Origin of the sequence: Providencia sneebia DSM 19967 (genome assembly GCF_000314895.2) — a bacterium.
In the GTDB taxonomy this organism is placed as follows: Bacteria; Pseudomonadota; Gammaproteobacteria; order Enterobacterales; family Enterobacteriaceae; genus Providencia; species Providencia sneebia.
In genome coordinates this window covers 1,996,814-2,022,116 of record NZ_CM001773.1, presented here as the reverse complement: position 1 = coordinate 2,022,116, position 25,303 = coordinate 1,996,814, and the positions used below count along the sequence as shown (strand labels likewise).

Below are 25,303 nucleotides of genomic sequence, written 5' to 3'. Positions count from 1 at the left end.
ATTCATGCTTTTATTGCAATCTATTTTTCATTTGCTATATTAGTCTAATATCTTTAAGTGATTTTAAATCGGTTAAATAATCGCCAGACAAGTTGGAAATCTTATATTTTCTGCTAACTGACGTAAAGTATTTCTAGCAAAAGTGTAAATTAAGTACTAGCATAAGACTAAGTAGGTACCATTTCTGAACTGAATGATTGTTCAATTAGGATTAAGAAGATCGATAATGATTATCTAAATCTATAGCAGTGGTAACTTGCTTTTAATATTTTCAAGATAAATCTATCTAGAGGGTAAAATAATGATTCGTACTAAAATTGTACTGGGCTCTATCGTATTAGCTTCAGCTTTACTAGCGGGTTGTTCTACCAATAATAGCACTGAGATCCAAAGACTATCTTCAGATGTTCAAACTCTGAATGGTAAAGTTGATCAACTGAGCAGCGATGTTCAAACTATCCGTGCTGAAGTACAAACTGCACAGCAAGAAGCTGCACGTGCTAACCAACGTCTAGATAACCAAGTTCGTTCTTACAAAAAATAAGATTGAACTAGTTACAGCTTAATGCTGAATGCTATGAAAAAGGGCCTAATTAGGCCCTTATTTTTTATCTGAGAACTATTGTTCTTCAGCTGGCTCATATACCGGCTGAGGCTGAAAAATCGAAAAATCTTCAATCGGATTTAATTCAGGATATTGCCCTTGTTGCGCTACGCTATCACTGCTTGATGTTTCATCATATTCTTTTTGTGTTGAGTTATCATCCCTATTCACTCGCACAGGTAATCCTGAACGCCTTGCTATTTCATTTTGTACAAGCGTCTTATCAATGCCTTCATTTTCTAGAAAACGTTTGAAATCATTCGATAGTGGAATTGGCATTGTTTGAGGATCATCATTTTCATTCTTTGAAAGCGGTTGATGTACCTCAATGTAGTAGCTTCCATCAGCCTCTTTTGAATATTTAATCGGCTGATTAATAATTTGTACTCGAGTCCCTTTTGGAACAGTCTTAAATAATGCTTCAATATCATCAGGGCGTAGACGAATACAACCTGAACTGACTCGCATACCAATACCAAAATCAGCATTTGTTCCGTGGATCAAATATTCACCACGTCCATGAGATAAGCGTAAAGCATATAACCCCATCGGATTTTCAGGCCCTGCTGGAACAACAGCAGGTAATATAATACCTTCTTTAGCATAATTCTTACGAATATTCGCCGTCGGTGTCCATGTTGGGTCTTTAATCAATTGGCTAATTGATGTCACCATTTCAGGTGTATCACGACCTAACTGACCAATACCAATAGGATAAACTACAACTTCTTGGCTATTTGCAGGATAGTAATACAGACGCAATTCAGCAAGGTTAATCACCATGCCCGTTCTTGGTGTTGCAGGCAGGAGCATTTGTGTAGGAATAATCAGTTCTTTGCCCGCTTCCGGTAAATAAGGATCCGTTCCCGGATTGGCTTCTAACATCGCGAGTAAACCAATTTGATATTCACTCGCTATTGCTTCTAACGACCGTCCATCATATGGCACAGTATAAATTGAATTCTCACCAATCAGACGCGAATTACTGTCCGGTAATGGATAATCCATTGCTTGTACTGATGATGCAAAAACACTCGCCACAAACAAACTCGCCAACGAAAACACTTTCTTCATACCGACTCCAAGAAATTGATGTCAATGCGACACACTCATTACTGCTTTCCCAAAACTACGTTTTCAAGAACTATGTGCTCATAATTACAATGTGCTCATAATAGCAACTATACTCTAAATAGTTCAATTTACTTATAGGCTGAACAAGCTGCCTATCTATTCAGCAACAAGGGGAGCTCGTGCCAGAAGTGGTCGAGATAAATTGACTTTACTGGCTTATATCGCCAACAATAATTTGATTTATTTGGAATATAATAAATATCGATTCAATTTTGAGCATGATTTTTTAACATAAAAATCATTACTAGCGCTAGAATAGGCTAATAATTCCACATTCAATCAATAAATACTATCAAAACCACCAGCAAATACAGAATAAAAATAAGCGAGAATAGCTATTCTTTCTCGCTATCATCATTTGTTACATCGTTGCCGCACGCGCAAGAATAGTCCTGATCATTGCATTTAATCCCTGAGTACGCGAAGGTGTCAAATACTGTTCTAATGCGAGTTGTGAGAAAAAGTCTTTCACATCTAATGATAAAATCTGTTCTGCTGTTTTACCTTGGAATAAAATAATAACTATCGCAACAAGCCCTTTAACAATAGCCGCATCACTATCACCCGCAAATTTAATCGAACCATCTGCTTGCTTTTGCATATCAATCCAAACTTGACTCTGACAACCTGCAATCAAGTTATTATCACTACGCTGTGCGTCTGTCAGTTCAGGTAAGTTCCCGCCAAGTTCTATTATATACAGGTAACGTTCTTCCGAATTCTGGCAACGTGCAAAATTACGTAGCAATTTATGTTCATCGGGCAAAGCTGGCATACTTCTTTCCTTACAAAATAGCGAATAAAAGATACTCATTAGATAAAGCCAATAAAGTCTATTTTATTGGCTAAACTAAGATTCACTATTATTGCATAATTTGAAGGTATTGTGCTTTGTAATATTCAGCCCAATACAAAGATAAGATATATTGAAGACAATGAGGCCACTTAATCAGGTTTATTCACCTTAATCAAAACTAATAACTATTTTAGGGCGTTGTGGATTTAGAGCATTGCGGAATTTAGTGATATCGCATATTAAATTGTAATGTGCCATTAGCTTGTCCAGCTTTAGTCACTGATTTCGTTTGGATATAAGCGGCTTCAAGTGGGATTTCATATTGCCCTGCCGTATTCGACTTCACTATTTCCATTATCTGGTTTAGCTTGATTGGAGAATTATTATACTTCACTTGAATAGCATACCCTTGGGCAGTGTTAACATCATTTAAATTATTTAACGCAATTGCCCCTGCTGTTTTACTTTCATCTTGAGTGCCAACAAACGTTATTTTAATTGGTGTAATAGGGTCACAATCTAATTGAATTTTAATTTTTTTCTTGCTATCAGGGCTTGTGGAGCCAACACCTGAAAAAGTTGCTTTACTAATTTTACCGATAGGCACATTAATGGATGGATTTTTAACATCACACCCACTTGAAACAACTTTGATGCCACTTAAGTAAACATTTGGCTCTTTATTACCATAATAATCTGAGGTGATAAAACCATTATGATATAGTATCAGCATAGCAGCTCGTATTGTAGGCAATGTTTGAGTCGGCACGTTATTGCTTAATTTATAAAAATCAGCCCGTAACTTCACGCCGTAGAACGCACTTGTTGCATTTGAGCGACAAATCATCCTGTTACTGATATTTTTATCCATATTATTTTGCCCATCAACAAATGCACTACCACTACAAGGCCCTGTCACAGTTCCATGTAGTGCATAACCAATTCCTGAACCAGGAATTGGTCTGACGTAGCCCCCTTCAGCGGATTTAAATGTGCCAGCACCAATACTTGGCAAAAATATTCCAACCCAAGTTGTACCCGAAATATTCCACCATGCCCATGCATTATGGCTATTTAAGTCAACTGATCCGATAAAACTCCCTACAGGTAAACTACGCGATACATATAATGTTTCATTTTTAGTTATTGTTTTAGTCGTAAATTCAGACCTAAATTCTGCAAAACTAGATTGTGAATATAGGAAAATTAATGAGGCGCAACATACTGTGGCTAATTTAATCATGTTAACTCCTATTCACAGTTTTTCTCAATAAATTGGATCTTTTCATTGTCTAATGATAAAGATAACGGTATTTCACAGCGTTGATTTTCATTTGTGCCCCATTTCGCCACTATTTGGCTTTGTGCTGGAACACCACTTAAATAAACTTCGCCATCATTGGCGACAATCCCACTGGAAATTTGTTGAGTATCTTCAAAAACAGATACTTGAGTACCAAAAGAAATAGGTTTACCTTTATACATCACCTTCAGTAATACTCTAGCACCACGCTTGGCATGGAAATCTGCTAATACAATTGCGCCTTGTGTCGGTACAACTGTTGTTGTACTCACTGCAATATCATTATTTCCCGTTAAGGTTGCGGCATCGACATTGATTTTATTTCGCTCATATCGGGTTACACTTGGAATAACGGCAAAACCATTCGCATCGGTATATAACGCCTGAGTATTATTTACTTTTAAATTCTCAATACCTTGTGCTTTCACCAGTACCGCAGAATCATATATTGATTGAGATGCAGTGATACCATCCGCATGCAGCATAAATGCTCCCGTTGCACCGACATCAACTGAATGATAATTCGGTGTGTAATTATATCCGGCACTATATTCTCCAGATGAAACTATGTAGTTTGCACTGATAGAACTATTATATTCATTACGATTATGGTTATATCGTTGGGTAATATCGTATTGTAAATTATCATCTTCTAATAATGACGAGCTATAGCTAAGTGAACTGGTTGAATCGCCATGGCGACTCCCCGTATAACTATAATTAATCCAATTATTTTTTTGTCCCCAATCAAATGGAATACTTAAATTTAACGAAATAATTTGGTCATTAGTTTGAGTATAACTTTGCTTCGAGTAGGTATAGGAAGCACTATAATTCAGCAATTTATAATTCGAGCTAAAACTCATGGTGAGATTTTTGTCGGAACCACTTTTATCCCAATAGTATTGTTGATATCCATTAAGCGATAAATAACCAATATCATTAAGTGATTGCGAAAGTGCCACTTGAAACTGCTGTTTTTTCCTTCCTAAATGATAAAAATCATTATTGGCGGTGGAAAAATCATAATAATCCTTTGTCGAATAACGATAAGATGCCAAGGAAAACGAAGTTCCTGTATCTGTGATATGTTTAGAATATTGCACACGATACGACTGGCCTTTAGCTTTAGTATCATCGATTAATTTAGCCAAAGACTCTGTCACATCCATGGAAAGAGCGCCTATATTGCCTAAATTTACCCCGCTTCCTAGCGTGTATGCTTGATAATCAGGCGACAATATGGTGCCACCATAAATAGATAAATTATATGGCAGTCCATAATTTAATGATGTTTGAAAGAATTTTGGTTTACGGCGCGCATTGCTCGCATTATATTGGCCAATATCAATGCTATACTTCAAAGCACCTGTTCTTTGCATCATCGGCACAGCTGAAAATGGCTGAATAAATGACCGAACGGTTCCATCTGCTTCTTCAATCGTGACATCTAGATCACCACTGTAAGAAGTTGGATACAAATCACTTATAGAAAATTCGCCCGGCGGAACAGTCGTTTGATAGATAACACTACCATTTTGTTTAACTGTAACTGTTGCATTAGACTGTGCAATACCCGTAACAACAGGCGCAAATCCACGTTGGCTTTGTGGCAACATGCTTTCATCTGATGTAAGTTTTATCCCCAAATAAGGATTACTTTCCATTATACCACTGTCGGATGATGTCTCTCCGAGTGTTAAATGGCTTTTTAATGCACGAATATCTCGTTCTAAATAAGTTTGTAGACTATTCCAGTTTGTTTCACCGGCATTTCTTGTGTAAGTACTATGGTTACGTAAACGCCAAGCATCGAAATTAACACCACTTCTTAACCCTAGAAAGGTGTTATCAAGATTATTTTTTTCTTTATACCAATATTTATTATATCTAGCAGTATAATTAACAAAGGCGGCATTAATCCCATTATCCCATTCACTAGGCTCGATATAGCCACGACTCGTATTTTCTAATCCTATTTGAGGAATATTAATTTCTAATTGGTTATTAGCAAAATGGTAATTAATTTTTGCACCAGGGATAAGTTCATCAAGGTTAGTAATAACCGCATCATTACTTATATTAGCAAAACTGTTACTAACCGTATTTTTAACACCCCAGTTTAATAGCATCCCTTTGTTAAGTTGTGGGACTAATTGCTTTGATTTTTCATCAAATACAAATGTTAAACTTTGGCTATCGACTAAATTTTGATTAATAAATACATCTGTATAATATGTACCCGGAAGCTGCCCTCCCGAATAGGATAGATACCCTAAACTGTTGACATCAGCAACTTGGCTCTCAATTCCAGTATTAATAGCATTAATATCAAATAGATCTTCGGCATTAGCATTATCCATATATAAAATAATGCTAATGGCAATGAAAGATTTTGAATAAACTGGATTTTTCTTTAAAAAAGAAATTGGCATATCATATACTCTTAATTAATCTTTTTTTCAATAATCGCACCATAATCATTAATAAACTGAACAACTATTGTGTCATTACTATTTATGTTATGTTCATAAACATTGATATTCTTAAAGGGGTAAATAAAGTTTTTACTTTTGACCTTAGTTCCGTTGACAAAAATTTCTTTTACTGATAAATGGTAAGGAGTTTGATTATCAATTATTATTCCATTTGTTTTTTTGATAACACTAACCTTATCAAAATCAAATGGTTCAATATCTTTTGATCTTAGAAATAACTTAAACTGTGAATTAATAATAATCTGTAACTCATTACCAATATTGCTATCCTTTGGTGGTATGGATTTAATATTAAGTAGGTAAATCTGTTCTGTATTATTTGCTAAAGGCTCACCGATATAAGAAATACGTGCGGAACCATTTGTGTTTGGTTCTATCCTGAATAAAGGTGGTGTTGCTATAAAAGGTGCTTTGGCATCCCCTTCAAATGCAGATACCCAGCTTTGAATTAAAAATGGTTTTTCTTTATCGCTGTTAAAAATTGGAATATCAATTTCACGTTTATTTTCTGCATAAACAAAACGTGTACCCCCAATGCTTATCCCTTCAGCAAAGGATAGATTAGGCAAAGAAAATAAGAGAAAAAAAACGGAGATTAATATTCTTTTCATAACATAACCAATGAATATAAGTAAAAGAGTGGGCGACTAATGCCGCCCAATAATTTTATTGGTACTGAATACTATAAACTGCGCTACTATTCGCAGGACCTGCTGTGGCAGTACCTGTAGCTTTATAACGCGCAACGTAATCTAAATCGACTGTAGCCCCTTTAAACTCAACTTCTTTAGTATCTTCGTAAAGTTTAATTGGTGTCGTAGCATCTTTCTCAAACAAGGCAATACCAACGTTAGTTGCAGCACTAGTCCCTTGGTTGATAGCGAGAATATCGCGGTCGATAAGATCACGAGTTCCACCAAATCTAACAGTAACTTTAGACGTCGCTGGGCAATCAATTAATTTAATAGTGAAATCTTTCAATCCAGCAACTTCACCTTTAGCAGCTAAGCTTTTAGATGAAACTTTACCTAATTCAACATTTAAATTTTTCGACTTACTATCAACTGTACAAGCGACATCTGTTATTTCGCCGGTAAATTTAATTGTGCCTGATGCAAAAGCTGCTGGTGCGGTTGTTAAAACTAAAACAACCTCTACTGCGATTAGAGATTTTTTTAGAGTTCTCATAATGGTTCCTATAAATGTTTCTTTAATAATTAAGTATAGTTTTATGAACAATTGATTTATTCATTATATTTGCGGAGCGCAATATAACACCAAGATTTTATTTAGTTAAGAAATCTATTCATTAATTTTTTTAAAAATACATCAATTTTTTCTATGTTATTTTTTATAAAGCATTTAAGAAATGTTGTAATTTATTATCCGATAAAAGTTCTTTAAAAGTATCATTCAAAACTGAATTTTTATTCATATACATATAGAAATTAGCATAGATATTTTTATTTATAATCTTTAATTCTTTCAGCGTGTTATTAGCGAGTTCTTTGCTTATTAAGTTTCTCGGTAAACATGAATAACCAAAAGAGTTTTCTGTTAATTTAATCGCTGTTTCAACATTAGGAACATTGATAGTCTGCGTTCTTTTTATATTGGTTTTCATCATAGAGCCCAAGTCTATATATGTTGTTTTTTCTAATACTTTCAATATATTACCATCATTCAAAGACTGTAATTTATGTTCTTTGCTAGTGACTAAAACCCCTTCTATTTGCTCTAGAAATATCGGATTTAATGATTCAATGTTGTGATGCGTTATCAATAAATCATAATCGCTTAAAGTATAAATATCGGATTTTTTCATTGAAGTTCTAATAAAATCAATATCATAGTCTTTTCTTATTCGAGTAAAACCTCCGATTAAATCTAGAATGTAATCACTGTGATAAAGCGAGTCTATAATAATATTAATTTTATTATTTTGATTACCATTCAAAAACTTAGCTTTCATTTCTAATGAAATAGCTTTACTTGTTACCTCTCTAGATAATTCTAACAATTGTTGCCCTTCTGAGGTCAGCACTGCACGACGCTTCTCTAAAGAAAATATTTTAATTTCAAGAAGTTGTTCTAATTTACTAATTGTATAACTAATAGAAGATTGTGTTCTATGCAATGCTTCAGCTGCTTGGGCAAAACCACCATAGTCAACTACTGCCTGCAAAGTTATCCATTGATCTAATGTCGTTCGCGTTTTTTCCATGGTATCTCCGAGTATTTGCCTAAGTATTATTGTTATTATTTAACTAAAATATAGCAGCTTATTTCAAGCTCGTTAATAGCCAGTATATACGATGATTAACTAACCGCCATTAGTTTAAAATTATTTAAGGTTTTATTTAACACCATTAAAACCATTATTAGTTAAATCATTTGTTTTAATTTAAAGTAATTGTATAAATAAGAAAATAACTAAATTTATAGATTATTTTTAAATTAATAGTTTATTAGTTATTTAATTAGATAAGGTTAATGCAATTAAAAAAATGGAAAATTAATTTATTAAATCATTATATATATTCATGAGGATATAATTTAAAATTACACTATGAATTATATAAATTAAATAATCAGCTAATAATGTTAAATTTTAAATATTATTATAGAATTTTTATTTCATAGATACGTAAAAATTCCACCCCGAAAAAATCAGAGGTTAATTCTGAATTTATTTCATTATATAGAATTAAATTTCAAATTTAAGACAGTTTTAGCATTGTATGGGATTTTACGTTATTCAATTGCGAACTTGTAAAATAATAAATCAATTAATGTTAATAATACTATCAAAAAATAATATTCTACTTTTTCCCTCTTTCAGGAAAAACGACATGACTGCACCTAAATCAGACCATAAATCCAAAGCCAGTTATAAAATATTTTTTAGACATTGATCACAAAATTAAATAAAAAGATAAAAATTTTAATACTTTTTTACATTATATCGATAATCACATGCTTGAGGTGTATAAATAGCACTAGAAATACATCATAGATACCTAAAAATATATCTGTATATTGCCTCATTCCATCATAAAAATAGGCTATTCTATTAATGATAACTTGTATAGGCAACCTTTCCTCTCTGAATAGATAAGTATTGTTGCTCTTTTGTGCTGCTAACTTCTATTTCAAAATCACTCTTGGCATAAAATCGTGACAGCATTATGAGTCAAAAATACAATAAAACAAATAATTCATTATAAAATCAATGTATTACAATGATAGATGAAGTGCTATTTCTTCTTTTTTCACAAAAAACTAGATTAATATATACCCAAAAGATAGATAATTAGATTTAATCATAAGTTTAGGATAAATTTAATTTATAAAATATAATTTTATTCGTGCCATATCTTGATAAAATCAATAGATTAAATTGATATTAATAAATAAAAAATTGACATAAAGAAACGATCGCTCAAAAAGCAACCTAATTTGACTCAAACTTGCAAACCTTAATGAGAAATTCCTCCGCTAATTTTAGGCAATATTATTATCCATAAGTAAAATTTTGAAAAAAATGACTTGTTAATAGTACTTCTGATAAATAATGGGGGTAAAAAACGACCTAATTATATATGCTAGTCAGTACCAATGATGGCAAGAGTCATTTGTATCTACCACCTTTTACCCCTACCAACGTGTGTTTAAAGCCAAATATTAAGCCGATAGCTCAGCTAAAACTAATATTAAATGCTCTGACACCTCATTCAACCAATACATGAACGCCACACTTCCATCAGAACAATGAATATAAATTCACTGAACAAACTCAATCGATTGTTACAAAATGTATACAAGTCATTATGGTATTTAATCGTTTAAGCGTAGAAAAAGTCGTTAAATCTGAGAGATTACGTACCCGTAATTCAGTCATATATGATCGATTTTATTGTGTAGAAATAATTTTTGATTGTTCAGAGAGCTTACTTTTGTGGGAATTTTCAGGAAGGAAAGCTTTTTAATGAGCCAATTAGATTATAATTTGTACTCCCTTTATTAAAGTAAAGCCCTAGCTAAAAAACCAGGGCTTTACTAAAGACTTTGAGTCAACATACAAGTAGCAAGGATTGATACTATTGATTATCACCCTAACCTAGCAATGTTTTAGTGCGTAGCAATGCATTATATAAAGCATCAATATCTTCTTTGGTTGTATAGATACCAACAGATGCTCTGCACATAGCAGGAACATGGTAACGATCCATCAATGGCATTGCGCAATGATGCCCAGTTCTAATAGCCACACCATATTGATCCAAAAAAGTACCCACATCATATGCATGATGCTTGCCTAAATTAAAAGCAATCACACCTTCACGTTCATCGTTACCATATAACGTTAATGATGGTATCTCTTTTAATTTTTTCGAAGCATATGCCATGACATCAGCTTCATGGGTAAAAGCTTCTGCTCGACCAATACTATTTATATAGTCAATAGCAGCACCCAATCCAATGATAGCACTGACATTTGGTGTACCCGCTTCAAAACGCCACGGCGCATCAGCATAAGTAATACCTTGTTTTAGATCGACTTGACGGATCATTGCTCCACCACCTTCCCATGGCGGCATTTGGTCTAATAATGATTTTTTACCATATAGAACACCAATCCCTGTTGGTCCATATAATTTATGACCAGAGAAGGTATAAAAATCACAATCTAAGTCCTGAACATCAACAACACTGTGCATTGCACCTTGAGCGCCATCGACCAAAATATAGAGCTTCGCACCACACAAAGCCGCAAGTTCCCTTGCCTTTTCAATGATTTTTTTAACTGGGTTAACAGTCCCTAACACATTAGAAATATGGGTAAAACTGAGTAAACGAGTTTTAGAATCAATCAATTCACTCAGCTTGTCTAACTCTAGTTTCCCATCATCTGTGATAGGTAAGATACGAATTTCAAAACCAATTGATTCAGCCAGCATATACCACGGAACAATATTTGCATGGTGTTCCATTTCGGTAATAATAATATTATCACCTGAGCTAATGAATTTTCGGCCAAAAGTATTAGCCACTAAATTTATCGCTTCTGTGGTGCCTTTAACAAATACAATTTCTTCAGCTGAAGCGGCATGAATAAAATCAGCAACTTTTTGGCGAGCTTCTTCCATCATTGATGTAGCTTGTGCACTTAAAGTATGAATACCACGGTGCACTGCTGCATATTGATTCAATGTGAAATAGCTTTCTTTTTCAACAACTGATGCAGGTTTTTGCGCACTCGCCGCACTATCTAAATAGACTAACGGGTGATTATTAACCTCTTGGGATAAGGCAGGAAAATCCTGCCTCACTGCTGCCACATTGTATGTCATACAAGTACTAAACCTCCGCTAAGCGCTGGCGAATACTCGTCATTACAGCTTGTTTAAGTTCTTCAGATGCAATGGATTCTGTCAATTCCGCAGCAAAAGCAATGATAATCATATGTTTTGCTTCTTTGCCGTCAATACCACGCGAACGTAGATAAAACAGTTGTTCTTCATCAATTCGTCCAACTGTCGCACCGTGCCCACATTTCACATCATCAGCATAGATTTCTAACTGAGGTTTAGTATCAACTTCAGCTTTATCACCTAAAAGCAGTGTGTTATTACTCATCTGCCCATCAGTTTTTAATGCATTTGGTGATACTTTGATCATGCCGTTAAATACAGCTTTACTACTATCCATTGCAATCACTTTATGCAATTGGCGGCTTTCACAGTACTCTGCATTATGTTCAAGATAGGTGCGAGTATCAGCGATTTCAGTATTTTTAGGCAGTAGCAAACTATTGAGTGATAGATTTGCATTCTCACCATTTAATTGGGTACTTGTATGATGGCGAGTTAATTTTGCTCCCAATAAAAAGCTGCTGCTTAATACTTGGCTGTCACGACCAATCTTAATGTCATTATGAGCAAAATGCTGAACCTGTTCATTTTCACTATTTAGCTTAAAATGTTTAAATTGCGCATTATCGCCAACTTCAACTGTTAAACGGCTGCCAGTAAAATGCGCTTTATCATTTAGGCTAACAAAGTGTTCAATCACTTGCGCTTGACTATTTTTACCTAAAGTAATGTGGTAACGATATTGGCTCGTGTTGACTTCTTCACCGTCTTTTCCACTGCTGATATTTAACAGATACAGTGGTTTTTCAGCTTGATTATTTGCAGCAAGATGGATCACAACAGGTTGTTGTGCCAAGCTTTCTGTTAGATGTAAAAAAATCTCACTATTAATTGGTGCAGGTAATAGTTCTTGATTATCTAACAAACTGACTTGGAATGGTCCTGTATCAATGGAGCTTAGCGCTGAACTATAATGTCCATCAACTAACACTATCCGGTATGCATCAATAGGAAGCGCTAATGCTTCACATGCATTTTCGTCGACACTTGATTTCGCATAATCAAAATTGGTCGTCAATATTGATTGCAAAGGCGTATAGTGCCAATCTTCATGGCGGAAAGTCGGAAAACCAACTTGTTGCGTTTTCTGCCAATTTGCTGATGCATGAGATGAATCCGCACCAGAGCGTTTTTCAAACAGTTTTGAAAAACGTGCCATAGCTTGCTCATTTAATTCAGCTACCTGAGCACGTTTTTCAGCTCTTTCACTGTTGGTCAATAAGCCAGCCATAACCTTGCTCCTCTAGTTTTTTCGCCAAACTGAAATCACCTGATTTGATGATTTTGCCCTGATATAAAACATGGACGAAATCAGGTTTGACGTAGTCTAGAATACGCTGATAGTGCGTTACGATAATGAATGAACGTTCCGGTGAACGTAAAGAGTTAACACCGTTTGCTACTGTTTTAAGAGCATCAATGTCCAAACCAGAGTCTGTTTCATCTAAAATGCACAGTTGCGGTTCAAGTGCAGCCATTTGTAAGATATCGTTGCGTTTCTTTTCACCACCAGAAAAACCGACGTTAACAGAACGCGTTAACAAATCTTGTGGCATTTGTAGCAAGTTAATTTTATCTTCAATAAAATCTTGGAAATCAAAACGATCAAGTGCTTCTTCATGGCGATATTCACGCACAGCATTTACTGCGGTTTGTAAGAAGAATTGATTACTTACACCAGGAATTTCAACTGGGTATTGAAACGCTAAGAAGATACCTTCACCAGCACGTTCTTCAGGATCTAACTCAAGAAGATCTTTACCTTTAAAAGTCACTTCTCCGCCATTAACTTCATATTCTTCACGACCTGCTAATGTCGCAGAAAATGTACTTTTACCAGAACCATTTGGTCCCATAATGGCATGAACTTCACCAGGTTTTACTTCTAGTGACAGCCCTTTTAATATTTCATTACCTTCTACACTTACATGTAAATTTTTAACACTTAACATATCAACATGCCTTTAGCGCATTCGCGCATATAAACCTGATAGTGATCAACCCACGCTATGTTCTAGGCTGATTGCCAGCAATTTCTGTGCTTCTACTGCAAACTCTAATGGAAGTTCCGAGAAAACATCTTTACAGAAACCATTTACGATCATTGAAATCGCATCATCCTCACTGATCCCACGTTGTAAACAGTAAAATAATTGGTCTTCACCAATACGCGAGGTTGTTGCCTCATGCTCAAGCTGAGCCGTATTATTTTTTACTTCTACATAAGGGAAAGTATGCGCACCACACTGAGTACCGATTAACATTGAATCGCATTGTGTGAAATTACGTGCATTGTGAGCACTTGGTAATATTTTAACCAAACCACGGTAGCTATTTTGACTTTTCCCCGCAGAGATCCCTTTAGAAATGATCGTTGAGCGTGTATTTTTCCCAATATGGATCATTTTTGTACCGGTATCTGCTTGCTGATTTCCATTAGTCAGTGCAACAGAGAAAAACTCACCTACAGAGTTATCACCTTTTAAGATAACACTCGGGTATTTCCATGTAATGGCCGAACCGGTTTCTGATTGGGTCCATGACATTTTAGAGTTTTCACCTTCGCACAAAGCACGTTTGGTCACAAAGTTAAGAATACCACCAGCTTCACTGTCTCCACCTGAGAACCAGTTTTGAACTGTTGAGTATTTAACTTCAGCATCTTTATGGATGATGACTTCAACAACCGCAGCATGCAATTGGTAGCTATCACGTACAGGCGCTGAACAGCCTTCAATATAACTCACATAACTGCCTTCATCGGCAATTAAGATAGTTCGTTCAAATTGCCCTGTTTTCGCCGCATTAATACGAAAATAGGTTGAAAGCTCCATTGGGCAAGTCACACCTTTAGGGATATAAACAAACGTACCATCGGAAGCAACTGCGGCATTCAATGCAGCAAAAAAGTTGTCATGGCTGGAAACCACACTACCGAGATATTTTTGTACTAATTCCGGATGCTCTTGAATAGCTTCGCTAAAGGAACAGAAGATAATGCCGTGTTTAGCGAGGTCAGCACGATATGTTGTAGATACAGAAACTGAGTCGAAAATAGCATCAACGGCAACCGCTTTTCCTTCACGAACAGGAACACCCAGTTGGTTAAATGCTTCTTCAACTTCAGCCGTTAAATAATTGTTAGTTTCGGCCACACCTGTTGCTTGTGTTGCACCAGATTGAGAACCGCAGGTATCATCACAGGCACCACAAGATGGCGCAGAATAATAACTATAATCTTGATAATCTAAATTTGGATAATGGGCTTTCAACCAGTGTGGTTCTTCCATTCCTTTCCAGTGATGATAAGCATCAAGGCGGAATTTCAGCATCCACTCAGGTTCATTACGTTTCGCAGAAATAGCGCGAACAACATCTTCGTTGATGCCTTTTGCCATTTCATCTGTTGCGACATTCGTAAAAAAGCCTTCTTTATAACGCTGGTCATCTAGCCAGCTTTGAACTTCATCGCCAATTTCTACATTGCTCTGAGACATAATCTGACTTCACATGTTAAACGCCGAAACTTTCACCACATCCACAGGAATGCTGCGCTTTCGGGTTATTAAATTTGAATATACGATTAAGACCTTCTTGGACATAATCGATAACTGTGCCATCAATAAACGGCATTGCTTCTTTTGGTACATAAAGACATGCACCATCGTGCTCAAAGAGCAAATGGTTTTCTGTAGGATTTTCTATCATTTCGAACACATAGCCAAATCCCGCACAACCAGACTGTTTGACACCAAGCGAAAGCCCTTTGCTTTGAGGATTTTGCACCATCAATTTTTTAATTTGCTTCGCTGCACTGTCTGTCAAGTTAACGCCTTGCCAGCTATTTTCATCTAGAGAAAAAGTTTCTACGCTGTCACTTATTTTTGCAGTCATTTTTGACCCCACAATTTTCATGGCTTTTCAGCCAGTTATCAGGAGATAAACTCCGTTTGTGCTATGGTAATGATAACCCTTGGCACTTCAACCATTTATTTTGAAAGGTTATACCTATTATAGCTCATTTATTATACATTCCGAGCTTATTTTGATGCCTAAGATAGCCTAAATCTATGTTAACTCATTAAATATAAAAGAATAAAAATAATTATAATTTTTTTACCATTATGTACTAGATAATACACAAATATGGCACAATTTAATAAAGATACATTTATTATACAACTTAATTAAATTTGAAACATTCAAATTTAGATCAAAAAAACGGCTAATGCCTTCATATTGTAATGTGCTTACAAATTTTCCCATATCAATCTTTCAAAGTCATTTTATTGGGTTATTTACAAAATGAATGGAATAACAACATGAAGTATGAGGTTTTTACGTCATAATATTATGGGTAAAAACCTCAAGAAAAAGAAAAATAGCGAGGTGAAAATTAATCAGAAAGTACCGCAGTGGTTAAACGCGAAGTACAACAAAGTTGCCCTTCTTGATTAAAAATATCAATATTCCACACCTGTTGGCGCCGTCCAATATGAACAGGTTTACAAACACCTTTAACAAATCCTTGTGAAGCTGAACGAATATGGTTGGCATTAATCTCAATACCCACAACACGCTGCTTATCTTCACTACACAAATAACCGGCAATTGAGCCAAGTGATTCAGCTAAGACAACGGATGCCCCGCCATGTAAGATCCCAAAAGGTTGCTTCGTTCTCTTATCAACCGGCATGATACCTTCAAGATAATCATCACCTATATGAGTAATTTCAATACCAATGTGGCCCAACATACACTCTTGAGCCATTTTCGACAGCTGCTTTAGATCAACTTCGCGTTTCCAAATCATCTAACAATCTCCAGTAGAGCTTGAATTGGGTGTTTTATCTGTATATTTTCCATTCTCTTCACTTGGCTACGACAAGAATAACCTGTACTTAAACAACGGTCTTTTGGCAGGTTATCTATCGCAGGTTTCCAGGATAGATTATAGATCCCTTTGGAGTTTTTGATATTCGCTGACTCATGCCCGTAAGTTCCTGCCATTCCACAGCAACCCACACTGATATTTTTTAATTGGTGACCATAACGTTTAAATAAGCTCGCCCATTGTGCGCCACTGTTTGGTAATGCTGTCGTTTCAGTACAATGACCAAAGAAATACCAAGGTTCTGATTGGCTATCTTGCACAGGTGGCAATTCAGGTAATGTCACTAACCATTCATGCGCTAATTGCACTGTAAATTTGCATTGCGATGGCGCGAGGATTTCACGATATTCATCGCGATAACATAGCACTAAAGCCGGATCAACCCCTACCATAGGTAGCTCTAATTTAGCAACTCGATTGAGAAAATCAGCTGTTTTTTTAGCCGTTTTAGCAAAACGAGATAGAAAACCTTTAATATGCTGAGCTTTACCGTTAGGCGAAAAAGGTAACAATACAGGTTTATAACCTAATTTTCAATCAACCGAATAAAATCTGCAACAACTTTAGCTTCATAGTAGCTGGTAAAAGGATCTTGGACGACCAGCACATAATTTTCTCTTTGGCTTGGCGACATGGTTTCTAATTGCTCTAACGTCACAGTCAGAGCAGAATGACCAGATAACTCTTGCTTTAAGGTTGGTTGCGAAAATAGTGGCAAATCAACCATTCCCAGTGTTTTTTCACTTATTTTCTGCACTAGAGGTTGGCGTAAGAAGAAGTTAAAAACTCCCGGTGCTTTGGCAAGTAAAGGTGCACTGTTTTCGACATTAGCAACAATATGATCTCTCACAGGTCTTAAGTAACGACCATGATATAACGCCAAAAATTTCGCTCTAAAAGACGGCACATCAATTTTGATTGGGCATTGCGTTGAACAAGCTTTGCAAGCCAAGCACCCTGACATAGCCTCTTTCACTTCATGGGAAAAATCATAATCTCCTTTTTGCGCTCGCCATGTATTACGCGTTTTATCAATCAACCCACGCAAAGAAGGACGATTCTCTTTTATCCCTTTATCCAACGTTTCTGGAGTAACGCCCTGCTCGGAAAGTAGTCTTAGCCATTCTCTTACTAGAGTTGCTCGCCCTTTTGGTGAGTGAATGCGTTGACCACTAATTTTCATTGATGGGCACATTTGGCTTTTAACATCAAAGTTAAAGCATAAACCATTGCCGTTACATTCCATTGCACCTCTGAACTCTTTGCGAACTTCAACAGGGATTTGCCTGTCATAAGTTCCCCGCTTAACTGCATCAACTTGTTTCATTGGTGCATCAAGCCCAGCTGGAGGGCAAATTTTACCTGGATTCAAACGGTTATCTGGGTCAAAAGCAGCTTTAATATTACGCAGTTCAGCATAAAGTACTTCACCGAAAAATTCTGGGCTATACTGCGCTCTAAAACCTTTTCCGTGTTCCCCCCATAACAAACCGCCATATTTCGCTGTCAACGCAACAATTTCATCTGAAATTTGTTTCATCAATGCTTCTTGAACTGGATCGCACATATCTAATGCTGGGCGAACATGTAAAACCCCTGCATCAACATGGCCGAACATGCCATAATTTAACTGATGATTATCAAGCAATTTCCTAAATTCAACAATATAATCAGCAAGATGTTCTGGAGGAACACAGGTATCTTCAACAAATGGGATCGGCTTGGCAGCTCCTTTACTGTTACCCAATAAGCCAACAGCCTTTTTACGCATATTATAAATGCGATTAATATCTTCAAGATCATGACAAACTTGGTAGCCAATCACGCCGGCTTCTTGTTTATTCATCAAATCATCAAGTCGTTGGCATAAACTTTCTGTCAAATGATTAATTTGATCTTCGTCATCACCGCAAAATTCAACAATATTCAAACCAAGCATATCTTTATTTGGCACATCAGTAATTAATGCTTTGACTGAGTGCCACACAATATCTTCACGAGCTAAATTAAGGACTTTTGAGTCAACCGTTTCAACTGAAAGTGCCTGTGCTTTCACCATAAAAGGCGCATTGCGCAAGGCTGATTCAAAAGAATCATATTTCACATTGACTAAGCGGCGAACTTTTGGAAGAGGCGTAATATCCAATGTAGCTTCAGTGATAAAAGCTAATGAACCTTCAGAGCCTGTTAATATGCGCGTTAAATCAAACTCGGACAAATCATCATTAAAAACATGGCGTAAGTCATAACCGGTTAAAAAACGATTAAGTTTCGGAAATTTTTCTTCAATTAAGGCACGTTGTTCTAAACAGCGTTTCAACACCGTTTTGTAAATATTTCCGACAACTGAATTTTCTGACGCAATCGTTTGGGCGAGTGATATCGGCATAGCCCGTGTTTCTAGGCACTCCCCCCCTAACAACATTGCCTTCACACCTAAAACATGGTCAGAAGTTTTCCCATAAACTAATGAACCTTGACCAGAAGCATCGGTATTAATCATCCCACCAAGTGTTGCGCGGTTACTGGTAGACAGTTCAGGGGAGAAAAAATAACCATAAGGTTTCAGAAATTGATTTAATTGGTCTTTAATAACACCGGCTTCTACTTTTACCCAACCTTGTTCCGGATTAATATCCAAGATCCGATTCATGTAACGCGACATATCAACCACAATCCCTTCCGTTAAGGATTGCCCATTTGTTCCAGTTCCCCCGCCTCGCGGTGTAAATGTGAGTTCACGGAATTTTTCTCGCCCAGCTAGGCGGGTCACAATTTGTACATCCGCGCTAGAGCGAGGGAAAATTATTGCCTGTGGTAGAAGCTGATAAATACTATTATCGGTCGCCATAGAGAGACGCTCAGCATAGCTAGTACCGAAATCTCCGGTAAAACCTTGCTCCTGTAATTGATGCAAAAATTCACTGGCGAGTTTACTTAGATGTGGTGTTTCAGTTATACGCGGGATCATTATTAACGATGACTCTTGTTGTTTAGTGTTCGTATTACTCGTTATGTACTATCTTTATTTAAAGTTGCACAATAGATCATGAGCACTTTATGAAGTAATCTCTCTCTTGGAAAACAGATTCACTTAAAGAAAGCACAACCGCTGATGACATTGTCAGTAATGAAACCATATCACAATATTGTTTTTTTTAATCGCGAAAAATAATTACGTTATTTTCACCTGAAAAAACAGCATACTTGCAGTATTTTTATTTGTTAAGGATTAGCCATAAATGGAAAAATCGCAAAAGCTTGTTGACTTGCCCAAATTAATCTTCGGATTTGCCGCTATCATATTGATGATTGTTGCCTGTTTTTGGGTGCTTAGCCCTTTTATTCTTGGCTTTGTTTGGGCTGGTATGATGGTCATTGCAACTTGGCCATTGTTACTTAAATTAGAAGCAAAACTTTGGAATAAGCGTTGGGTGGCAGCTTTAACTATGGTTATTCTGATATTGCTATTATTTGTTATACCGTTAGGGATCCTCATTGGCAGTGTTATTCAAAATAGTGCTCCACTTATTGATCTGGCTAAATCACCAAATAGCCTACGTTTACCTGATTTAGACTGGCTTAGTAGCATCCCTTTTGTTGGAGATAAAATGTACTACACATGGCATAGTTTAATTGCCAGTGGTGGTAATGCCATGCTAGCCAAAGTGCAGCCTTATTTTGGTCAAGCTGCTGGTTGGTTTGTTGCTCAAGCTATTAATGCTGGACGTTTTATTTTTCACCTCATGCTAATGCTTCTATTTAGTGGTTTACTCTACCTTAAAGGTGAATCCGTCATGTTAGGCGTGAGGCATTTTGCCATTCGCTTAGCAGGAATAAATGGCGATGCAGCAGTTATTTTAGCAGCGCAATCAATTCGCGCAGTTGCATTAGGTGTCGTTCTCACGGCCCTCATTCAAGCTATTGTTGGCGGAATAGGCTTAGCCTTATCGGGAATACCTTATGCCGCCATCCTAACTGTTTTGCTGTTTATTTGTTGTGTCGCACAACTTGGTCCTTTACTTATTATGGTCCCCTCCGTTATTTGGCTGTTTTGGAGCGGAGATACAACATGGGCAATTATTCTTGCTGTGTGGGCTGCTATTGTCGCCACAATGGATGGCGTGCTACGTCCTTGGCTAATCAAAATGGGGGCTGACTTGCCGATGGTATTAATTCTGATTGGCGTTATCGGCGGTATTTTATCTTTAGGCATGATTGGGTTATTTATCGGCCCTGTTGTTTTAGCCGTTTCTTATAGCTTATTAAAAGCCTGGATGAATGATGTAGCAGAGCCGAATCCAGATCTTAAAGGAACAAAAGAATTCATTGAAAAAGAGTTTATGATTAAAAAATAATACTTTTATTAATGCTCTTCGGCATGCTTGATATCTAAATATTAAGCATGCCGTCAAATTAAGTATATTCCATTAATATTTAGAAACAATATTTAACATACTAATGTTAGTTTTTATCCTCATTTGTGATATTATCTTTTACGCCGAATCAGGTGCTCTTATTTATGTCCAATGATGAATTATTTTTATATTATAAGAGTCTTCTTAGTGTGTAAAAAAGAATAATAAGTTATTTTATTCACCGCTAAATATTGTATTAAGTTCATACGGATCTCAAAATCATGCTAGTTATATTTCCAGCGTGATTTCTAAAATAGAATTGCTGTGTGTAGTCTTTGCCTGTCAGCCCATGATAGGCTTTTTTTTACCTTCCGTTAATCATGAATATAATTCAATTTACTTTATCAGAACCTGTATCATGCTGCTATCCCGCATGTATCTAGGCTTGCGCTCTACTTCTTTATTTATTTTTCCTAATATATTTACTTATATAACTGATAATATCTTACAATTATAATCATTAACAATAATAGAACTTTTTATTAACTTATCTATTTAATGAAATTATGGTATTTGAATATACTTAATTATCTCATCCTCCATTAATAGCACAAAAAAACAATTTATTTTTAGAAATATTAAATAGAGATAAATCGATTGATAGGTTTTAATTATTTCTTCAATTGATAATGCCAATTAAATATAAAAAAAGCCGATAATTTAATTTATCGGCTTAGGTATATTAGCTTAACTCAATATATAGGTGAGCAAATTAACATTAACACTCCGCTAATGCTAACCATGTTTGAACAACCGTATCAGGGTTAAGAGAAAGGCTATCTATTCCCTCTTCCACTAGCCATTGAGCAAAGTCTTGGTGATCAGAGGGGCCTTGACCACAAATACCCACATATTTGTTTTGTTTCTTCGCCGCTCTGATAGCCATTGATAGCATTGCTTTTACGGCATCATTACGTTCATCAAACAGCTCAGAAACGACACCAGAGTCTCTATCAAGCCCTAATGTCAGCTGAGTCATGTCATTAGATCCAATTGAAAAACCATCAAAATGTTCAAGGAATTGTTCTGCAAGCAGCGCATTCGATGGAATTTCGCACATCATGATCACCTTCAAGCCATTCTCACCGCGCTTCAAACCATGTTTACCTAACTCGTTAACAACAGCTTCTGCTTGAGCAACCGTGCGCACAAAGGGGATCATCACTTCAACATTAGTCAGTCCCATCTCATTACGAACACGTTTCACCGCTTCACATTCAAGCGCAAAACATGCACGGAAACTGTCTGAAACATAACGCCCTGCACCACGAAAACCTAACATTGGGTTTTCTTCTTCTGGCTCATAAATATCGCCGCCCACAAGATTAGCGTATTCATTTGATTTAAAGTCAGATAAACGAACAATAACCCGTTTTGGCCAAAATGCGGCAGCAAGTGTTGAAATACCTTCGGTTAACTTACCAATATAGAATTCAATTGGGTCATCATAACCCGCCATCATGCTACGAATTTCATTTTGTAGCTCAGGAGATTGTGTATCAAATTCTAATAATGCTCTTGGGTGAACACCAATCATGCGGTTGATGATAAATTCTAATCTTGCTAAACCGACACCTTCATTTGGTAAGCAAGCAAAATCAAATGCACGATCAGGATTACCGACATTCATCATGATTTTGACATTCAAATCAGGCATGGTTTCAACCGATGAGCTATGAATTTCAAACGCTAACTCACCATCATAAACAAAACCAGTATCACCTTCAGCACATGACACCGTCACGCTTTGATCTTCACTTAAGCGCTCTGTTGCATCACCACAGCCAACGACCGCAGGAATACCTAACTCACGCGCAATAATCGCAGCATGGCAAGTGCGTCCACCTCGGTTGGTGACAATAGCAGCCGCTTTTTTCATGATAGGTTCCCAATCAGGATCTGTCATATCAGTGACAAGAACATCACCTGGTTGAATTCTATCCATTTCATTCAAATTATGAATAACCTTCACGCGACCCGCGCCTATACGGTGACCAATTGCGCGACCTTCAACCAGCACTTGGCCTTGCGCTTTTAATTGGTAACGTTCCATAACTTGCTGATTTGATCGAACTGTTTCAGGCCGCGCTTGTACAATATATAAGCGACCATTATGTCCATCTTTCGCCCACTCAATATCCATTGGTCGACCATAATGTTTTTCAATCTGTAAAGCTTGGCGAGCAAGCTCTTCCACTTCATGGTCAGATAAAGAGAAACGATTGCGCAGCTCTTCTGGTACATCTTTAATTTGCACTTGTTTTCCATGCTCTTGGCTATCTGCATAAACCATTTGCAGTTTTTTAGAACCAAGTGTACGGCGCACAATTGCTGGACGATCATTGTTCAATGTTGGCTTGTGAACATAAAACTCATCAGGGTTAACAGCACCTTGAACAACCATTTCACCTAAGCCATAAGCAGATGTAATAAAGACAACTTGATCAAAACCTGATTCGGTATCAATGGTAAACATAACACCGGAAGAGGCAAGATCTGAACGCACCATGCGCTGCACACCAGCAGATAAAGCAACGCCGCGGTGGTCATAGCCTTGGTGAACACGATATGAAATAGCTCTATCATTAAACAGTGAAGCAAATACATGTTTAATAGCAACTAATACCGCATCAATACCTTGAACGTTTAAAAATGTTTCTTGTTGACCAGCAAATGATGCATCAGGCATATCTTCAGCAGTTGCAGATGAGCGAACAGCAAAAGAAGCATCCGCTTCACCTTCTGATAAGGTTTGATAAGCAACTCGAATATCATTTTCCAGTTGTGGTGTCAGAGGTGTATCAATAATCCATTGACGAATTTTTTCACCCGCAGCAGCAAGTTGGTTAACATCATCTATATCTGTGTTATCTAACAAATCATAGATACGCTGATTAACACCGCTTTGCTCAAGAAAATCATTAAATGCCTGTGCGGTTGTCGCAAATCCGTTAGGTACGGATACACCAAGGTCAGACAAATTCGTAATCATCTCACCGAGTGAGGCATTTTTGCCTCCAACACGGTCAACATCATTCATCCCTAATTGGTTATACCAAAGTACATTACACGGAGTGAGACTATTTGTGGACATTGGAAGCGATCCTTTATCTAGCAATTAAATGGCAAAGTACAAATCATAAAATCTCGTTGGCGATAATTCGCCTCGCAAAATAGACTAGCACAGACAAAAGAGAAACAAGGACAGGTGAATCGATCCAACTAATAATAAATTTTTTTTGTTATAAAAATTGTTGAAATAGCAGCTATACTTTTGCATTCTGAATTATTTTTTGCCGTGAATTAAATCAAGTACCCTAATAAAATCAACTAGAAATATTATAAAAGACAGAATATATGAACAGCCAAATACCAAGAAACTCAAATGAACACACGACTGAAAGAAGCGTTTTTTTTATTTCAGATGGAACAGCTATCACTGCGGAAACTTTAGGACATGCGGTCTTATCACAATTTCCTTTGGCATTTACATCTTACACATTGCCTTTTGTGACGACAGAAGCGCGGGCGCAAGAAATAAAACAAAAGATTGATACAATTTACCAAGAAACACAAAAGCGCCCATTGGTGTTTTACTCTATCATTTCACCTTCAGTGAAAAAAATTATCACTGAAAGTTCAGGATTCTGTCAGGATATTGTGCAAACACTTGTCGCCCCAATCCAGCAAGAAGTTGGCCTAGAGCCTGAACCAAAACTCAACCGGACTCACGGATTGTCCTTACAAAATATCAACCAATATGATGCGCGTATTGCTGCAATTGAATATACTCTTGCACATGATGATGGTATTTCGCTGCGCAATCTTGACCAAGCCCAAGTTATTTTGATTGGCGTTTCTCGTTGCGGTAAAACACCCACTAGCCTATATCTTGCTATGCAATTTGGTATTCAAGCAGCTAATTACCCTTTTACAGCGGATGATATGGATAACTTAAAACTCCCCGCAGCCCTGCGCCCTTATACCCATAAATTGTTTGGCTTGACCATTAGCCCTGAAAGACTTGCCGCTATCCGTGAAGAGCGTCGGGAAAATAGCCGTTATGCTTCATTACGCCAATGCAGGATTGAAATTGCTGAGGTGGAAGCGCTTTTTAGGCAGAATAAAATTAATTACCTCAATACGACCAATTATTCTGTTGAAGAAATTTCAGCCAAAGTCATTGATACTATGGGATTACAACGCAGAGTTTTTTAACTG

General features: G+C 36.6%; 17 protein-coding genes and 1 pseudogene. 3 read left to right on the top strand and 15 right to left on the bottom strand.

Going from position 1 to position 25,303, the window contains the following annotated elements:
* Positions 1-301 precede the first annotated feature (301 nt).
* On the top strand, positions 302-544 hold the full coding sequence (locus OO7_RS08310; RefSeq protein ID WP_008915507.1) for a major outer membrane lipoprotein: 243 nt from the start codon (positions 302-304) through the stop codon (positions 542-544).
* A 75-nt stretch (positions 545-619) separates the two neighbouring features.
* Here the strand turns inward: OO7_RS08310 and OO7_RS08305 are convergent, their stop codons facing one another.
* The 14 genes and pseudogenes from OO7_RS08305 to ydiJ form a co-directional block, all read right to left on the bottom strand.
* Positions 620-1,678 carry a L,D-transpeptidase family protein gene (locus OO7_RS08305; protein WP_043892682.1) on the bottom strand — a complete coding sequence of 353 codons (1,059 nt, stop codon included), beginning with the start codon at positions 1,676-1,678 and terminating at the stop codon, positions 620-622.
* 421 nt (positions 1,679-2,099) lie between these two features.
* Positions 2,100-2,513: a cysteine desulfuration protein SufE gene (gene sufE, locus OO7_RS08300; RefSeq protein WP_008915505.1), complete on the bottom strand. Its 414-nt coding sequence runs from the start codon at positions 2,511-2,513 to the stop codon at positions 2,100-2,102.
* Positions 2,514-2,757: 244 nt separating this feature from the next.
* Positions 2,758-3,777, bottom strand: coding sequence for a fimbrial protein (locus OO7_RS08295; protein ID WP_008915504.1), 1,020 nt, complete (start codon positions 3,775-3,777; stop codon positions 2,758-2,760).
* An 8-nt stretch (positions 3,778-3,785) separates the two neighbouring features.
* A complete protein-coding gene (locus OO7_RS08290; protein ID WP_008915503.1) occupies positions 3,786-6,272 on the bottom strand; it encodes a fimbria/pilus outer membrane usher protein in 2,487 nt (828 codons plus the stop codon).
* Between the two features lie 11 nt (positions 6,273-6,283).
* Positions 6,284-6,946 (bottom strand): fimbrial biogenesis chaperone, encoded by a 663-nt coding sequence (locus tag OO7_RS08285; RefSeq protein ID WP_008915502.1) that lies wholly within the window; start codon positions 6,944-6,946, stop codon positions 6,284-6,286.
* A gap of 55 nt (positions 6,947-7,001) precedes the next feature.
* Entirely contained in the window at positions 7,002-7,523 is a 522-nt protein-coding gene (locus OO7_RS08280; RefSeq protein WP_008915501.1) for a fimbrial protein, read from the bottom strand.
* A 163-nt stretch (positions 7,524-7,686) separates the two neighbouring features.
* Complete coding sequence (locus OO7_RS08275; RefSeq protein ID WP_008915500.1) at positions 7,687-8,559, bottom strand: LysR family transcriptional regulator; 873 nt, start codon at positions 8,557-8,559, stop codon at positions 7,687-7,689.
* Positions 8,560-10,450: 1,891 nt separating this feature from the next.
* Positions 10,451-11,689, bottom strand: a complete 1,239-nt coding sequence (gene sufS, locus OO7_RS08270) for a cysteine desulfurase SufS (protein ID WP_008915499.1) — start codon at positions 11,687-11,689, stop codon at positions 10,451-10,453.
* A gap of 7 nt (positions 11,690-11,696) precedes the next feature.
* Positions 11,697-13,001 (bottom strand): Fe-S cluster assembly protein SufD, encoded by a 1,305-nt coding sequence (gene sufD, locus OO7_RS08265; protein ID WP_008915498.1) that lies wholly within the window; start codon positions 12,999-13,001, stop codon positions 11,697-11,699.
* Complete coding sequence (gene sufC, locus OO7_RS08260) at positions 12,976-13,722, bottom strand: Fe-S cluster assembly ATPase SufC (RefSeq protein WP_008915497.1); 747 nt, start codon at positions 13,720-13,722, stop codon at positions 12,976-12,978. Before sufC ends, sufD begins: the two co-directional genes overlap by 26 nt.
* Positions 13,723-13,767: 45 nt before the next feature.
* The gene (gene sufB, locus OO7_RS08255; RefSeq protein ID WP_008915496.1) at positions 13,768-15,267 is read right to left on the bottom strand and encodes a Fe-S cluster assembly protein SufB; all 1,500 of its coding nucleotides are present in this window, start codon (positions 15,265-15,267) and stop codon (positions 13,768-13,770) included.
* A 16-nt stretch (positions 15,268-15,283) separates the two neighbouring features.
* The gene (sufA, locus tag OO7_RS08250; protein ID WP_043892681.1) at positions 15,284-15,664 is read right to left on the bottom strand and encodes a Fe-S cluster assembly scaffold SufA; all 381 of its coding nucleotides are present in this window, start codon (positions 15,662-15,664) and stop codon (positions 15,284-15,286) included.
* Positions 15,665-16,166: 502 nt separating this feature from the next.
* Positions 16,167-16,583, bottom strand: a complete 417-nt coding sequence (locus OO7_RS08245) for a hotdog fold thioesterase (protein ID WP_008915494.1) — start codon at positions 16,581-16,583, stop codon at positions 16,167-16,169.
* Positions 16,580-19,635: pseudogene (ydiJ, locus tag OO7_RS08240) on the bottom strand (D-2-hydroxyglutarate dehydrogenase YdiJ). The gene OO7_RS08245 and the pseudogene ydiJ overlap by 4 nt, the downstream one beginning before the upstream one ends.
* A gap of 271 nt (positions 19,636-19,906) precedes the next feature.
* On the opposite strand from ydiJ, the gene ydiK reads away from it, so the two are divergent.
* Complete coding sequence (gene ydiK / locus OO7_RS08235; protein ID WP_008915491.1) at positions 19,907-21,022, top strand: AI-2E family transporter YdiK; 1,116 nt, start codon at positions 19,907-19,909, stop codon at positions 21,020-21,022.
* Between the two features lie 778 nt (positions 21,023-21,800).
* Here ydiK and ppsA read toward each other — a convergent pair.
* On the bottom strand, positions 21,801-24,176 hold the full coding sequence (gene ppsA, locus OO7_RS08230) for a phosphoenolpyruvate synthase (RefSeq protein ID WP_008915490.1): 2,376 nt from the start codon (positions 24,174-24,176) through the stop codon (positions 21,801-21,803).
* Positions 24,177-24,439: 263 nt separating this feature from the next.
* Between ppsA and ppsR the strand changes: the two genes are divergently transcribed.
* Positions 24,440-25,300: a posphoenolpyruvate synthetase regulatory kinase/phosphorylase PpsR gene (ppsR, locus tag OO7_RS08225; protein ID WP_008915489.1), complete on the top strand. Its 861-nt coding sequence runs from the start codon at positions 24,440-24,442 to the stop codon at positions 25,298-25,300.
* Positions 25,301-25,303: the final 3 nt, after the last annotated feature.